The organism is Stenotrophomonas sp. DDT-1, assembly GCF_001580555.1.
GTDB lineage: Bacteria > Pseudomonadota > Gammaproteobacteria > Xanthomonadales > Xanthomonadaceae > Stenotrophomonas > Stenotrophomonas sepilia.
In genome coordinates, this window is sequence record NZ_LEKR01000056.1 from 16,494 (window position 1) to 27,979 (window position 11,486).

Sequence of the window (11,486 nt, forward strand, 5' to 3'; positions counted from 1 at the left end):
CCGGGGCCGCCCGCGCTACTCCAGCGCGGGACCACCTCATCACACCCCCACCCGGAACCGCTGCGGGGGCCGCCCTTCGTTTGTGTGGCCGGAGTCCGCGAAGCGGAGGGACCATCACGTCAGGAAGACGAAAGTATAACAGGCCTGTCAGCCGCGGGCAAAACCGCCGCGGTTGCCGCCCTTCAGGTTGGCCTTCTTCAGCAGGCTCTCGTACTGGTGGGACATCAGGTGTGCCTGCACCTGGGCGATGAAGTCCATCACCACCACCACCACGATCAGCAGCGACGTGCCACCGAAGTAGAACGAGGCATTCAGCTGCGTGCGCATCAGTTCGGGCAGCAGGCAGACGATCACCAGGTAGGCCGAGCCGGCCGCGGTCAGGCGGGTCAGCACGCCGTCGATGTAGTCGGCGGTGGCCTTGCCCGGACGGATGCCCGGAATCAAAGCGCCCGACTTCTTCAGGTTGTCGGCGGTTTCCTGCGAATTGAACACCAGCGCGGTATAGAAGAACGCGAAACCGGTGATCAGCGCAGCGAACACGATCATGTGCAGCGGTTCGCCCGGGCCCAGGGCATTGGCGACCTTCTGCAGGACCTGGCCGAAGCTGCTCTGGTTGGCAGCTTGGCCGGACCACATGGCCAGGGTGGCCGGGAAGGCCAGCAGGCTCGAGGCGAAGATCGCCGGGATGACGCCGGCCATGTTGAGCTTCAGCGGCAGGAACGAGGTCTGGTTCATGTACGCGTTGCGACCGCCCTGGCGGCGCGCGTAATTGACCGTGATCCGGCGCTGGCCGCGCTCCACGAACACCACGAAGAAGGTGAAGGCGAGCACGACGACGGCGATCAGCAGGAGCTGGATGAACTGGATGTTACCGTCGCGGTAGGCGTCGAAGGTGTGGATGACCGCACCCGGCAGGCCGGCGACGATACCGGCGAAGATGATCAGCGACACGCCGTTGCCGATACCGCGTTCGGTGACCTGCTCACCGACCCACATCAGGAACATGGTGCCGGCAGTCAGTGCGACCACCGCGGTGAGCACGAAGCCCATGCCGGGGGCGTACACGACCGGAGCGCCCGACGGCGAAACCTGCCCCTGCAGGGCCAGCGCGATCGAACCGCCCTGAACCACTGCCAGCAGCACGGCGCCGATGCGCGAATACTGGGTGATCTTGCGGCGGCCGGACTCGCCCTCCTTCTGCATCGCCTTCAGGGCGGGGAAGATGTGCACGGCCAGCTGCATCACGATCGATGCCGAGATGTACGGCATCACGTTCAGCGCAAAGATGCTGAAACGGTGCAGGGCGCCGCCCGAGAACATGTTGAACATGTCCACGATGCCGCCGCCCTGCTGTTGCATCATGGCAAGCATGGCATCGGGATTGACGCCCGGCACCGGCACGTAGCAGCCGATGCGATAGACGATCAAAGCCCCGACGACGAACAGCAAACGTTGGCGAAGTTCAGTGAACTTGCCCATTCCGCCCGCGAGGTTACCGATGCCAGCTTGCGCCATGATTTTCTTACTCCGTTACGCTGCCGCCGGCAGCTTCGATCGCAGCCTTGGCACCAGCCGTGGCAGCAATACCCTTCAGGGTGAACGCCTTGGTCACTTCGCCCTTGACGACGACCTTGGCCTTCTTGGCAGTGCTCGGGACCAGCTTGGCAGCACGCAGGGCGGCGAAGTCGATCTCACCGGCCGGCAGCTTGTCCAGCGCGTACAGCAGCACTTCAGCGGTGTCCTTGGCGATCGGCGAACGGAAGCCGATCTTCGGCAGACGACGCTGCATGGGGGTCTGGCCGCCTTCGAAGCCAGCCTTGATCTTGCCGCCACCCTTGCGGGCGAACGAACCCTTGTGGCCGCGGCCGGCAGTCTTGCCCAGGCCCGAGCCGATACCGCGGCCGACGCGGGTGCGCTCGGTGCGGGCGCCCGGTGCCGGGCTCAGTTCATTGAGACGCAGAGTCATGGTCGATTACTCCTCAACCTGGACGAGGTACTGAACCTTGTTGATCAGGCCGCGCACCTGCGGGCTGTCCTTCAGTTCACGCACATCGTTGAGCTTGTTCAGGCCCAGGGCACGCACCGACAGGCGGTGACGCGACTGGGTGCCACGCAGGCCACGCACCAGGCGGACCTTCACAGTCTTGTTGGACTCATTAGCCATGGTTGAGTTCCTCCACCTTCTTGCCGCGCTTGGCCGCGATGCGGGCCGGCGACTGCGCAGCAGTCAGGCCCTTCACGGTGGCGCGCACCAGATTGATCGGGTTGCGCGAACCGGTGGCCTTGGCCAGCACGTTCTTCACGCCAACGGCTTCCAGCACGGCGCGCATGGCACCACCGGCGATGACGCCAGTACCTTCCGAAGCCGGCTGCATGAACACGCGGGCTGCGCCGTGACCATCCTTGATGGTGTGCCACAGGGTGCCGTTGTTCAGGTCAACGCTGACCAGGTTCTTGCGGGCCTGTTCCATCGACTTCTGGATGGCGACCGGCACTTCGCGGGCCTTGCCATAACCGAAACCGACCTTGCCTTCGCCGTCGCCGACAACGGTCAGGGCGGTGAAGGTGAACTGGCGGCCACCCTTGACGGTCTTGCTGACGCGGTTGACCGCGACCAGCTTTTCGATCATGCCGTCGTCGATCTTTTCTTCGCGGTTACGGTCGCGATCGCGACCCCGCTGCTGACGCTCTTCTGCCATGTTGATTCCTTGGTTGTTTGGGTATGTACGGCTCGGGGCCGCTTATGGTTGTGGAGTGACGCATTGTTCCGGTGGGCCGCTGCAGAAGAGCGGCGCCGTCCAGCCTCGCTCAGGCTGGCGAGCAGGTGGGCAGGAGGCCATCGGCCCCCTGCCCTGATCCCTTAGAACTGCAGGCCGGCTTCGCGGGCGGCTTCTGCCAGGGCCTTGATGCGGCCGTGGTAGCGGTAGCCCGAACGATCGAAGGCAACCTTCTCGATGCCGGCGGCCTTGGCGCGCTCGGCAACGATGCGGCCGACCTTGGCAGCGGCATCGGCGTTCTTGCCGTTCTTCAGGCCTTCCTTGACGTCGGTCTGGGTGGTGTTGGCGGCAGCCAGCACCTTCGAACCGTCAGCGGTGAAGACCTGGGCGTACAGGTGCTGGCCGGTGCGCAGCACCGACAGGCGGGCGACGCCGAGCTCACGGATGTGGGCGCGGGTCGACTTGGCGCGACGCAGGCGGGCGATGTTCTTGTTCATGATGTTTTTTCCTTGAAAGCGGAAGCGCCTAATTAGGCCTTCTTGGCTTCCTTACGGATGATGACTTCGTCGGAGTACTTCACGCCCTTGCCCTTGTACGGCTCCGGCTTGCGGAACGCACGGATCTTGGCGGCGACTTCACCGACGACCTGCTTGTCAGCGCCCTGGACCAGGATCTCGGTCTGGGTCGGGGTGGAAATGGTGATGCCTTCCGGCGCGACGAACACGACCGGATGCGAGAAACCGAGCGACAGGCTCAGATCCTTGCCCTGCATGGCAGCACGGTAACCCACGCCGACCAGCTCCAGCTTGCGCTCGAAGCCTTCGGACACGCCCTTGACCATGTTGGCCAGGATCGCGCGCACGGTACCGGTCAGCGCGACCAGGTCGGCGCTCTCGGTGCTCAGGGTGGCAACGCCGCTGTCGACGTTGATGGCAATACCGGCCGGCTTGACCAGCGACAGGGTGCCCTTCGGGCCCTTGACGGTGATGCTTTCCGACTGGACGTTCAGTTCGACCTTACCCAGGGTGACGGGCTTCTTGGCTACGCGGGACATAGTTCTACTCCTTTCGCCTTAGGCCACGAAGCACAGGACTTCGCCGCCGACGCCCAGCTGGCGCGCCTGCGCATCAGTCATGATGCCCTTGGAGGTGGAAATGATGGAGATGCCCAGGCCATTCATGACCTTCGGCAGCTCACTCTTGCCGCGGTACTGACGCAGGCCCGAACGCGAGAAGCGCTTCAGGGTCGCGATGACCGGCTTGCCTTCGAAATACTTCAGCACGATTTCCAGCTCGGACTTGTTGTTTTCCAGCTGGGTCACGCGCAGGTCGGTGATGTAACCCTCGTCCTTCAGGACCTGGGCGATCGCAACCTTGATCTTGGACGACGGGGCTTTCACCGTCTGCTTGCCAACCGCAGCCGCATTCTTGATGCGGACCAGCAGGTCGGCGATGGGATCAGTCATGCTCATATGAGTACCTTTGAGTGCACCGATATCCGCTTTCGCGAAAATCTGTTGTCTCCTGGAAACGGGCCAGGTCCCTTGATGCAGCGGGCCGGGGCCCACTCCTACAACCCCGTTTGCGCAGGGCAAGACGCGGGAGTATACGCCAAAAGAGCCCGACTTGCGCCGGGCTCTTCGGGTTTTTTCGCAGAAAGGAAGCTGAACGCCTCCCTCCCCCGGTTCAGAAGCCCCCGAGGGGGCTCCTGATCGCAGGGCCGGCTGGGATTACCAGCTGGCCTTGCGCAGGCCCGGGACGTCGCCACGCATGGTGGCTTCGCGCAGCTTGTTGCGGCCGAGGCCGAACTTGCTGTACACGCCACGCGGACGACCCGACAGCTCGCAACGGTTGCGCTGGCGGCTCGGCGACGAATCGCGCGGCAGCTTGGCCAGCTTGGTTGCGGCGTCGATCTTCTCTTCGTAGGTCGCGTCCACGGAGGACACGATCTTCTTCAGAGCCGCACGCTTCTCAGCGTACTTCTTGGCCAGCTTTTCCCGCTTGATGTCGCGGTTGACCATGGAGGTCTTTGCCATTTCGGTTTCCTCGACAGATCAGTTACGGAACGGGAACTTGAACGCTGCCAGCAGCGCCTTCGCTTCCGCGTCGGTCTTCGCAGTGGTGGTGATGGCGATATCCATACCGCGGATCGCGTCGACGGCGTCGAAGTCGATTTCCGGGAAGATGATCTGTTCCTTCACACCCATGTTGAAGTTGCCGCGGCCGTCGAAGGAACGACCGGAAACACCACGGAAGTCGCGCACGCGCGGCAGCGAGATGTTGATCAGGCGGTCCAGGAACTCGTACATCTTGTGGCGACGCAGCGTGGTCTTGCAGCCGATCGGCCAACCATCACGGATCTTGAACGACGCAACCGAGATACGCGACTTGGTGACAACCGGCTTCTGGCCGGAAATCTTGGTCATGTCCGCGACGGCGTTTTCCAGGATCTTCTTGTTGGTGGCAGCCTCGCCGACACCCATGTTCAGGGTGACCTTGACGAGCTTCGGTACTTCCATCGGATTGGTGTAGCCGAACTGCTTCATCAGCGCCGGCACCACTTCTTCCTTGTAGATCTTTTCGAGACGGGAAGTCATCTTCACATTCCTCAGGCGTCGAGCGCCTCACCGCTGGAGCGGAACACACGCAGTTTGCGTCCATCCTCCAGCACCTTGAAGCCAACGCGTTCGCCCTTGCCCGAAGCCGGGTTCAGCACGTTCACGTTGGAGATATGGATCGAAGCTTCGCGCTCGACCACGCCGCCGGCAACACCTGCCTGCGGGTTCGGCTTGGTGTGGCGCTTGACGATGTTCACGTTGGCGACGACCACGCGGTCGCCGTCGACGCGGACGACTTCGCCCTGCTTGCCCTTGTCCTTGCCAGCGTTGACGACAACCTGGTCGCCCTTCTTGATACGGTTAGCCATGATTATCTCCTGTCGCTCACAGCACTTCGGGAGCGAGCGAGACGATCTTCATGAACTTCTCCGAACGAAGTTCACGGGTCACCGGCCCGAAGATACGGGTACCGATCGGCTCCTGCTTGTTGTTCAGCAGGACGGCAGCGTTGCCGTCGAAGCGGATCAGCGAACCGTCGGCGCGACGCACACCCTTGCGGGTACGCACCACGACGGCGTCATACACTTCACCCTTCTTGACCTTGCCGCGCGGAATCGCATCCTTCACGGTGACCTTGATGATGTCGCCGATACCGGCGTAACGGCGCTTGGAACCACCCAGCACCTTGAAGCACATCACCTGCTTGGCACCCGAATTGTCCGCGACGTCAAGGTAGCTCTGCATCTGGATCATGATTCAGACTCCTTATTCAGCCGCACGCGTGATGACTTCCACCACGCGCCAGTTCTTGGTCTTGGACATCGGAGCAATCTCGGTCACGCGGACGACGTCGCCTTCCTTGCAGGCGTTGTCGGCATCGTGGGCGTGCAGCTTGGTCGAGCGTTTGATGTACTTGCCGTACAGCGCGTGCTTGACCTGACGCTCAACCAGGACGGTAACCGTCTTGTCCATCTTGTTGCTGACGACACGGCCTTCGACCGTGCGCAGCGTCTTCTTTTCAGTATTGTCGCTCATAGCGGCCATCCTTACTTCGTGCTGCCGAGCAGGGTCTTGACGCGAGCAATCTCGCGACGGACCCGGCGAATGTCGTGGGTCTTCGGCAGCTGCCCGGTGACCTGCTGCATACGGACAGAGAACTGTTCCTTACGCAGGTCGATCAGGTGGGCCTTGAGTTCGTCAGCCGACTTTTCACGGAGAGTTTTGATATCCATCAGCGCACCGTACGGGTCACGAAAGTGGTGGTGACCGAGAGCTTGGCGGCGGCCAGGCGGAACGCCTCGCGAGCCACTTCCTCGGAAACACCCTCGATTTCATAGATCATGCGGCCGGGCTGGATCTGGGCCACCCAGTATTCCACGTTACCCTTACCCGAACCCATTCGGACTTCGATGGGCTTCTTGGTGATGGGCTTGTCGGGGAACACGCGGATCCACATCTTGCCGCCGCGCTTGACGTAGCGGCTGATCGAGCGGCGGGCCGCTTCGATCTGACGCGCGGTCAGCTGACCGTGTGCGGTTGCCTTCAGGCCGTATTCGCCGAAGCTGACAGCGTTGGCGCTCCAGCTCAGGCCATCGTTACGGCCCTTGTGTACCTTGCGGTACTTGGTTCGCTTGGGTTGCAACATTGTCGTTACCTCGCTTCACGGGCCGGGCGCTGACGGTCACCACGGTCGCCGCGATCGTGACGATCGTTGCGCGACGGGGTGTCGTCCTGCTTTTCCTGGCCAACCTGGGAGAAATCGAAGACCTCGCCCTTGTAGATCCAGACCTTGATGCCGATGATGCCGTAGGTCGTCTTGGCTTCAGCGAAGCCATAGTCGATGTCGGCACGCAGGGTGTGCAGCGGCACGCGGCCTTCGCGGTACCACTCCGAACGGGCGATTTCTGCACCGTTGAGGCGGCCACCAACGTTGACCTTGATGCCCAGGGCACCCAGGCGCATCGCGTTGCCGACCGAGCGCTTCATTGCACGGCGGAACATGATGCGACGCTCCAGCTGCTGGGCGATCGACTCGGCAACGAGCTGCGCGTCCAGTTCCGGCTTGCGCACTTCGGTGACGTTGATGTGCGCCGGGACGCCCATCATCTCGCTCACTTCCTTGCGCAGCTTCTCGATGTCCTCACCGCGCTTGCCGATCACCACGCCCGGACGGGCGGTGTGGATCGTCACGCGAGCGGTCTTGGCCGGACGCTCGATCAGGATCTTGCTGATGCCGGCCTGAGCCAGCTTCTTGCGCAGCATGTCGCGCACTTTCAGGTCGGCTGCCAGGTAACCAGCGAACTCGGCCTTGTTGGCGTACCACTTGGAGTTCCAGTCCTTGGAAATGCCGAGGCGGATACCAATCGGATGAACTTTATGACCCATGGTCTTTTCCTTATCCGCTTACTTGGCGGCGCCCACAACCACAGTGATGTGGCTGGTGCGCTTGAGGATGCGGGTACCGCGGCCTTTCGCCCGCGCCATGAAACGCTTCAGGGTCGGACCTTCATCAACCATGATGGTCTGAACCTTCAGCTCGTCGACGTCGGCGCCCTGGTTGTTCTCGGCGTTGGCAATTGCCGACTCCACCACCTTCTTGATCAGGTGGGCAGCCTTCTTGTCCGAGAACTTCAGCAGGTTGACCGCACGTTCGGCCGGCAGACCGCGCACCTGGTCAGCGACCAGACGAGCCTTCTGCGGGGAGATGCGCGCAGTGCGCAGGATGGCTTTCGCTTCCATTGTCATCTCTCCTTACTTGCCCGACTTCTTGTCACCACCGTGACCCTTGAAGGTCCGGGTGATGGCAAATTCGCCGAGCTTGTGGCCGACCATGTTCTCGTTGACGAGAACCGGGATGTGGTTCTTGCCGTTATGCACGGCAATGGTGATGCCTACCATGTCAGGCAGGATCATCGAACGGCGCGACCAGGTCTTGATCGGCTTCTTGCTGCCCGCAGCGGCCTCCACCTTCTTGACGAGGTGGTGATCGACGAACGGGCCCTTCTTGAGTGAACGTGCCATGGTCGATTAGCCCCTACGATCGCGGACGATGAACTGCTGAGTGCGCTTGTTATGGCGCGTCTTGTAACCCTTGGTCGGGACACCCCACGGGGTGACCGGATGCGGGTTACCCTGGCCGGCCTTGGCCTCACCACCACCGTGCGGGTGGTCAACCGGGTTCATGGCAGCACCACGAACGGTCGGGCGGACGCCGCGCCAACGCTTGGCACCGGCCTTGCCCAGCTTTTCCAGGCTGTGCTCGTCGTTGCCGACTTCGCCGATGGTGGCGCAGCACTCGACCGGAACCTTGCGCATTTCACCCGAGCGCAGGCGCAGGGTGGCGTAGATGCCTTCACGAGCCACCAGCTGCACGGCCGCACCAGCGGCGCGAGCGATCTGAGCGCCCTTGCCCGGCTTCAGTTCGATGCAGTGGATGGTGGTGCCGACCGGGATGTTGCGCAGCGGCAGGGTGTTGCCGGCCTTGATCGGGGCGTCCGAACCAGCGATCACCTGATCACCAGCCTTCAGGCCCTTCGGGGCGATGATGTAGCGACGCTCACCGTCGACGTAGCACAGCAGAGCGATGTGGGCGGTGCGGTTCGGATCGTATTCGATGCGTTCCACGCGCGCCGGGATGCCCAGCTTGTTGCGCTTGAAGTCGATGATGCGGTAGTGCTGCTTGGCACCACCACCGACGTGACGCACGGTGATGCGACCGTGGTGGTTACGACCACCCGAGCGGCTCTGCGACTCGACCAGCGCGGCGTGCGGAGCACCCTTGTGCAGGTCGGGGGTGACCACGCGCACGGCCGAACGGCGGCCGGGGGAGGTGGGCTTGAATTTCATCAATGGCATGGGATGTACCTCAGGCCTTGGCCGTTACATCGATCGACTGGCCGTCGGCCAGGCGAACGTACGCCTTGCGCCAATCGCCGCGGCGGCCAGCACGGTTACGGAAGGACTTGTTCTTGCCCTTGACGTTGACCACGTTGACGGCTTCGACCTTGACGTCGAACAGCTGCTCAACCGCGGCCTTTACATCGGCCTTGGTGGCTTCGTTCGAAACTTCGAAGACATACTGATTGGAGAGTTCCTGCAGGCGCGCGGTCTTTTCCGAGACACGCGGGGCACGCAGCACGCTGAAGATTTTTTCGTTGCTGTTCATGCCAGCCACTCCTCGACCTTCTTGACCGCGTCAGCGGTGATGACGACCGTGTCGGCACCCACCAGCGAGACCGGGTCCAGACCCTGCACGTCACGCACCTGCACGTACGGCAGATTGCGGGCGGACAGGTACAGGTGCTCGGACGCTTCCTCGGTGACGATCAGCGGGCGCTTGCCCACTTCCAGGCCGGCCAGCTTGGCGATCAGACCCTTCGTGCTGGTGGCTTCGACGTCGAAGGCCTCCACGATGGTCAGACGGCCCTGACGGTTCAGCTCGGACAGGATCGCGCACATGGCGGCACGGTACTGCTTGCGATTGACCTTCTGCTCGAAGCTGCGCGGCTTGGCCGCGAAGGTGACACCGCCGCCGACGAAGATCGGAGCCGTCAGTGCGCCATGACGCGCGCCGCCGCCCTTCTGCTTCTTCGACTTCTTGGTGGTACCAGCCACTTCGGAGCGAGTCTTCTGTGCCTTGGTGCCGGCGCGACCGGCGTTGCGGTAAGCAACGACGACCTGGTGGACCAGATCTTCGCTGAAATCGCGACCGAACACGGCTTCGGAGACCGAGACCTTGTTGTTGCTACCCGTGATAACGAGTTCCATCGTCATCTCTCCTTATGCCTTGCTCGCCGGACGGACGATCACATCGCCACCCGCCGCGCCCGGAACGGCGCCGCGAACCGCGATCAGACCGCGCTCGACGTCGACCTTGACCACTTCCAGGTTCTGGGTGCTCTGCTGCACCGCGCCCATGTGGCCCGACATCTTCTTGCCCGGGAAAACGCGACCCGGGGTCTGGCGCTGACCCAGCGAACCCGGCGCGCGATGCGACAGCGAGTTACCGTGGGTTGCATCGCCCATACGGAAGTTGTGGCGCTTGATGGTGCCCTGGAAGCCCTTACCCTTGGTGACACCCTGGACGTCGACGATCTGGCCGACTTCGAAGATGTCCGCCTTGACTTCGCCGCCAACGGCGAAATCGCCGAGCTGCGCGTCTTCAACGCGGAATTCCCACAGGCCACGACCCGCTTCCACCTTCGCCTTGGCGAAGTGGCCGGCTTCCGGCTTGTTGACCAGGGCAGCGCGACGCGCGCCGACGGTCACCTGCACGGCGCTGTAGCCGTCGGTTTCGACGGTCTTGATCTGCGCGATGCGGTTCGGGGTTGCTTCGATCAGGGTCACCGGGATGGAGCGGCCATCTTCAGTGAACACGCGGCTCATGCCGGCCTTGCGGCCCACGAAGCCCAACGAATACTTCTTCGTCATGGTCGTAGTCCTCAGGTCAGCTTGATCTGAACGTCGACGCCGGCAGCCAGTTCGAGCTTCATCAGCGCGTCCACGGTCTTGTCATTCGGGTCAACGATATCGAGCACGCGCTTGTGCGTGCGGGTCTCGTACTGGTCACGCGCGTCCTTGTCGACGTGCGGGGAAACGAGAACGGTGTAACGCTCGATCTTGGTCGGCAGCGGGATCGGGCCACGCACTTGCGCGCCGGTCCGCTTTGCCGTTTCAACGATCTCGCTGGCCGAACGGTCGATCAGACGATGATCGAACGCTTTCAGCCGGATCCGGATCTTTTGGTCCGCCATGGCGGTAGGTTCCTTCGTTAAAAGAGCGACAGACAAAGCCTCTGGGTTGCTTTGCCCCATGAAATTCCTGAATACGGACGGCCCGCAGTCCTGCATGCCGCCAAGGTCAATCCATGGACCTCAAAAACGTAGGCAGACCAGTTACCCGGCCTGCCCAGACGTAGAAGCATAATGGCACGCAAGGCAGCTGTCAACAGTCGCCTGTTGACGCCGCCTGAATGGCATTGACCCTTCCTGGTCCGGGGAACACAAGGCACATCCTGTGCCTGCTTTCCCATTTGATACGCCCCGATGCCCTACCCAGGCAACATCGGGGCGCAGATACTACCAGATTACTCGATGATCTTCGAGACCACGCCGGCGCCGACGGTACGACCGCCTTCGCGGATGGCGAAGCGCAGGCCTTCGTCCATGGCCACCGGGTTGATCAGGGTGACTTCCATCTTGACGTTGTCACCC

22 protein-coding genes and 1 pseudogene are annotated in these 11,486 nt (G+C 62.5%); all 23 read right to left on the bottom strand.

Annotation, left to right across the window (positions count from 1 at the left end; all coding sequences use genetic code 11):
* Positions 1 to 147: 147 nt before the first annotated feature.
* Entirely contained in the window at positions 148 to 1,515 is a 1,368-nt protein-coding gene (gene secY, locus AB839_RS19085; protein WP_061480558.1) for a preprotein translocase subunit SecY, read from the bottom strand.
* Positions 1,516 to 1,522: 7 nt separating this feature from the next.
* Entirely contained in the window at positions 1,523 to 1,966 is a 444-nt protein-coding gene (gene rplO / locus AB839_RS19090; protein ID WP_004154498.1) for a 50S ribosomal protein L15, read from the bottom strand.
* Between the two features lie 6 nt (positions 1,967 to 1,972).
* The gene (gene rpmD, locus AB839_RS19095; RefSeq protein ID WP_005408214.1) at positions 1,973 to 2,164 is read right to left on the bottom strand and encodes a 50S ribosomal protein L30; all 192 of its coding nucleotides are present in this window, start codon (positions 2,162 to 2,164) and stop codon (positions 1,973 to 1,975) included.
* Complete coding sequence (gene rpsE, locus AB839_RS19100; protein ID WP_005415419.1) at positions 2,157 to 2,699, bottom strand: 30S ribosomal protein S5; 543 nt, start codon at positions 2,697 to 2,699, stop codon at positions 2,157 to 2,159. Before rpsE ends, rpmD begins: the two co-directional genes overlap by 8 nt.
* Positions 2,700 to 2,860: 161 nt before the next feature.
* Positions 2,861 to 3,214, bottom strand: coding sequence for a 50S ribosomal protein L18 (gene rplR / locus AB839_RS19105; protein ID WP_004154495.1), 354 nt, complete (start codon positions 3,212 to 3,214; stop codon positions 2,861 to 2,863).
* 32 nt (positions 3,215 to 3,246) lie between these two features.
* Positions 3,247 to 3,771: a 50S ribosomal protein L6 gene (gene rplF / locus AB839_RS19110; RefSeq protein WP_049416175.1), complete on the bottom strand. Its 525-nt coding sequence runs from the start codon at positions 3,769 to 3,771 to the stop codon at positions 3,247 to 3,249.
* 18 nt (positions 3,772 to 3,789) lie between these two features.
* Positions 3,790 to 4,188 carry a 30S ribosomal protein S8 gene (gene rpsH / locus AB839_RS19115; protein WP_005408210.1) on the bottom strand — a complete coding sequence of 133 codons (399 nt, stop codon included), beginning with the start codon at positions 4,186 to 4,188 and terminating at the stop codon, positions 3,790 to 3,792.
* A gap of 258 nt (positions 4,189 to 4,446) precedes the next feature.
* Positions 4,447 to 4,752 carry a 30S ribosomal protein S14 gene (gene rpsN / locus AB839_RS19120; RefSeq protein WP_005408209.1) on the bottom strand — a complete coding sequence of 102 codons (306 nt, stop codon included), beginning with the start codon at positions 4,750 to 4,752 and terminating at the stop codon, positions 4,447 to 4,449.
* Positions 4,753 to 4,770: 18 nt separating this feature from the next.
* Positions 4,771 to 5,313: a 50S ribosomal protein L5 gene (rplE, locus tag AB839_RS19125; protein ID WP_005415416.1), complete on the bottom strand. Its 543-nt coding sequence runs from the start codon at positions 5,311 to 5,313 to the stop codon at positions 4,771 to 4,773.
* Between the two features lie 11 nt (positions 5,314 to 5,324).
* The gene (rplX, locus tag AB839_RS19130; protein ID WP_004154490.1) at positions 5,325 to 5,642 is read right to left on the bottom strand and encodes a 50S ribosomal protein L24; all 318 of its coding nucleotides are present in this window, start codon (positions 5,640 to 5,642) and stop codon (positions 5,325 to 5,327) included.
* Positions 5,643 to 5,658: 16 nt separating this feature from the next.
* The gene (gene rplN, locus AB839_RS19135) at positions 5,659 to 6,027 is read right to left on the bottom strand and encodes a 50S ribosomal protein L14 (RefSeq protein ID WP_010483978.1); all 369 of its coding nucleotides are present in this window, start codon (positions 6,025 to 6,027) and stop codon (positions 5,659 to 5,661) included.
* A 12-nt stretch (positions 6,028 to 6,039) separates the two neighbouring features.
* Positions 6,040 to 6,309 (bottom strand): 30S ribosomal protein S17, encoded by a 270-nt coding sequence (gene rpsQ, locus AB839_RS19140; RefSeq protein WP_004154489.1) that lies wholly within the window; start codon positions 6,307 to 6,309, stop codon positions 6,040 to 6,042.
* 11 nt (positions 6,310 to 6,320) lie between these two features.
* Positions 6,321 to 6,506 carry a 50S ribosomal protein L29 gene (gene rpmC / locus AB839_RS19145; RefSeq protein ID WP_004154487.1) on the bottom strand — a complete coding sequence of 62 codons (186 nt, stop codon included), beginning with the start codon at positions 6,504 to 6,506 and terminating at the stop codon, positions 6,321 to 6,323.
* On the bottom strand, positions 6,506 to 6,919 hold the full coding sequence (rplP, locus tag AB839_RS19150; RefSeq protein WP_004154486.1) for a 50S ribosomal protein L16: 414 nt from the start codon (positions 6,917 to 6,919) through the stop codon (positions 6,506 to 6,508). The genes rpmC and rplP overlap by 1 nt, the downstream gene beginning before the upstream one ends.
* 5 nt (positions 6,920 to 6,924) lie before the next feature.
* The gene (rpsC, locus tag AB839_RS19155) at positions 6,925 to 7,659 is read right to left on the bottom strand and encodes a 30S ribosomal protein S3 (RefSeq protein WP_005415414.1); all 735 of its coding nucleotides are present in this window, start codon (positions 7,657 to 7,659) and stop codon (positions 6,925 to 6,927) included.
* A gap of 18 nt (positions 7,660 to 7,677) precedes the next feature.
* Positions 7,678 to 8,013, bottom strand: a complete 336-nt coding sequence (gene rplV, locus AB839_RS19160) for a 50S ribosomal protein L22 (protein WP_004145348.1) — start codon at positions 8,011 to 8,013, stop codon at positions 7,678 to 7,680.
* 12 nt (positions 8,014 to 8,025) lie between these two features.
* Positions 8,026 to 8,295, bottom strand: coding sequence for a 30S ribosomal protein S19 (gene rpsS / locus AB839_RS19165; protein WP_005415413.1), 270 nt, complete (start codon positions 8,293 to 8,295; stop codon positions 8,026 to 8,028).
* Between the two features lie 6 nt (positions 8,296 to 8,301).
* Positions 8,302 to 9,129: a 50S ribosomal protein L2 gene (rplB, locus tag AB839_RS19170; protein ID WP_004145339.1), complete on the bottom strand. Its 828-nt coding sequence runs from the start codon at positions 9,127 to 9,129 to the stop codon at positions 8,302 to 8,304.
* 10 nt (positions 9,130 to 9,139) lie between these two features.
* Positions 9,140 to 9,439 (bottom strand): 50S ribosomal protein L23, encoded by a 300-nt coding sequence (gene rplW, locus AB839_RS19175; RefSeq protein ID WP_004145338.1) that lies wholly within the window; start codon positions 9,437 to 9,439, stop codon positions 9,140 to 9,142.
* Positions 9,436 to 10,041 (bottom strand): 50S ribosomal protein L4, encoded by a 606-nt coding sequence (gene rplD / locus AB839_RS19180; protein WP_005415412.1) that lies wholly within the window; start codon positions 10,039 to 10,041, stop codon positions 9,436 to 9,438. Before rplD ends, rplW begins: the two co-directional genes overlap by 4 nt.
* 12 nt (positions 10,042 to 10,053) lie before the next feature.
* The gene (gene rplC / locus AB839_RS19185) at positions 10,054 to 10,704 is read right to left on the bottom strand and encodes a 50S ribosomal protein L3 (RefSeq protein WP_004145336.1); all 651 of its coding nucleotides are present in this window, start codon (positions 10,702 to 10,704) and stop codon (positions 10,054 to 10,056) included.
* Positions 10,705 to 10,715: 11 nt separating this feature from the next.
* Positions 10,716 to 11,027: a 30S ribosomal protein S10 gene (rpsJ, locus tag AB839_RS19190; protein ID WP_005408208.1), complete on the bottom strand. Its 312-nt coding sequence runs from the start codon at positions 11,025 to 11,027 to the stop codon at positions 10,716 to 10,718.
* A 332-nt stretch (positions 11,028 to 11,359) separates the two neighbouring features.
* A pseudogene (tuf, locus tag AB839_RS21310) lies at positions 11,360 to 11,486 on the bottom strand (elongation factor Tu); the annotation flags it as partial.

What these genes read in the sequence shown, in the direction of transcription:
- rplR (WP_004154495.1), bottom strand. Translation starts at nt 3,214, where the DNA reads ATGAACAAGAACATCGCCCGCCTGCGTCGCGCCAAGTCGACCCGCGCC.
- rplN (WP_010483978.1), bottom strand. Translation starts at nt 6,027, where the DNA reads ATGATCCAGATGCAGAGCTACCTTGACGTCGCGGACAATTCGGGTGCC.
- rpmD (WP_005408214.1), bottom strand. Translation starts at nt 2,164, where the DNA reads ATGGCTAATGAGTCCAACAAGACTGTGAAGGTCCGCCTGGTGCGTGGC.
- rpsE (WP_005415419.1), bottom strand. Translation starts at nt 2,699, where the DNA reads ATGGCAGAAGAGCGTCAGCAGCGGGGTCGCGATCGCGACCGTAACCGC.
- rpsH (WP_005408210.1), bottom strand. Translation starts at nt 4,188, where the DNA reads ATGAGCATGACTGATCCCATCGCCGACCTGCTGGTCCGCATCAAGAAT.
- rpsJ (WP_005408208.1), bottom strand. Translation starts at nt 11,027, where the DNA reads ATGGCGGACCAAAAGATCCGGATCCGGCTGAAAGCGTTCGATCATCGT.
- rplF (WP_049416175.1), bottom strand. Translation starts at nt 3,771, where the DNA reads ATGTCCCGCGTAGCCAAGAAGCCCGTCACCCTGGGTAAGGTCGAACTG.
- rplD (WP_005415412.1), bottom strand. Translation starts at nt 10,041, where the DNA reads ATGGAACTCGTTATCACGGGTAGCAACAACAAGGTCTCGGTCTCCGAA.
- rplB (WP_004145339.1), bottom strand. Translation starts at nt 9,129, where the DNA reads ATGCCATTGATGAAATTCAAGCCCACCTCCCCCGGCCGCCGTTCGGCC.
- secY (WP_061480558.1), bottom strand. Translation starts at nt 1,515, where the DNA reads ATGGCGCAAGCTGGCATCGGTAACCTCGCGGGCGGAATGGGCAAGTTC.
- rplE (WP_005415416.1), bottom strand. Translation starts at nt 5,313, where the DNA reads ATGACTTCCCGTCTCGAAAAGATCTACAAGGAAGAAGTGGTGCCGGCG.
- rplW (WP_004145338.1), bottom strand. Translation starts at nt 9,439, where the DNA reads ATGAACAGCAACGAAAAAATCTTCAGCGTGCTGCGTGCCCCGCGTGTC.
- rpsC (WP_005415414.1), bottom strand. Translation starts at nt 7,659, where the DNA reads ATGGGTCATAAAGTTCATCCGATTGGTATCCGCCTCGGCATTTCCAAG.
- rplO (WP_004154498.1), bottom strand. Translation starts at nt 1,966, where the DNA reads ATGACTCTGCGTCTCAATGAACTGAGCCCGGCACCGGGCGCCCGCACC.
- rpsN (WP_005408209.1), bottom strand. Translation starts at nt 4,752, where the DNA reads ATGGCAAAGACCTCCATGGTCAACCGCGACATCAAGCGGGAAAAGCTG.
- rplC (WP_004145336.1), bottom strand. Translation starts at nt 10,704, where the DNA reads ATGACGAAGAAGTATTCGTTGGGCTTCGTGGGCCGCAAGGCCGGCATG.
- rpsQ (WP_004154489.1), bottom strand. Translation starts at nt 6,309, where the DNA reads ATGAGCGACAATACTGAAAAGAAGACGCTGCGCACGGTCGAAGGCCGT.
- rplP (WP_004154486.1), bottom strand. Translation starts at nt 6,919, where the DNA reads ATGTTGCAACCCAAGCGAACCAAGTACCGCAAGGTACACAAGGGCCGT.
- rpmC (WP_004154487.1), bottom strand. Translation starts at nt 6,506, where the DNA reads ATGGATATCAAAACTCTCCGTGAAAAGTCGGCTGACGAACTCAAGGCC.
- rplX (WP_004154490.1), bottom strand. Translation starts at nt 5,642, where the DNA reads ATGGCTAACCGTATCAAGAAGGGCGACCAGGTTGTCGTCAACGCTGGC.
- rpsS (WP_005415413.1), bottom strand. Translation starts at nt 8,295, where the DNA reads ATGGCACGTTCACTCAAGAAGGGCCCGTTCGTCGATCACCACCTCGTC.
- rplV (WP_004145348.1), bottom strand. Translation starts at nt 8,013, where the DNA reads ATGGAAGCGAAAGCCATCCTGCGCACTGCGCGCATCTCCCCGCAGAAG.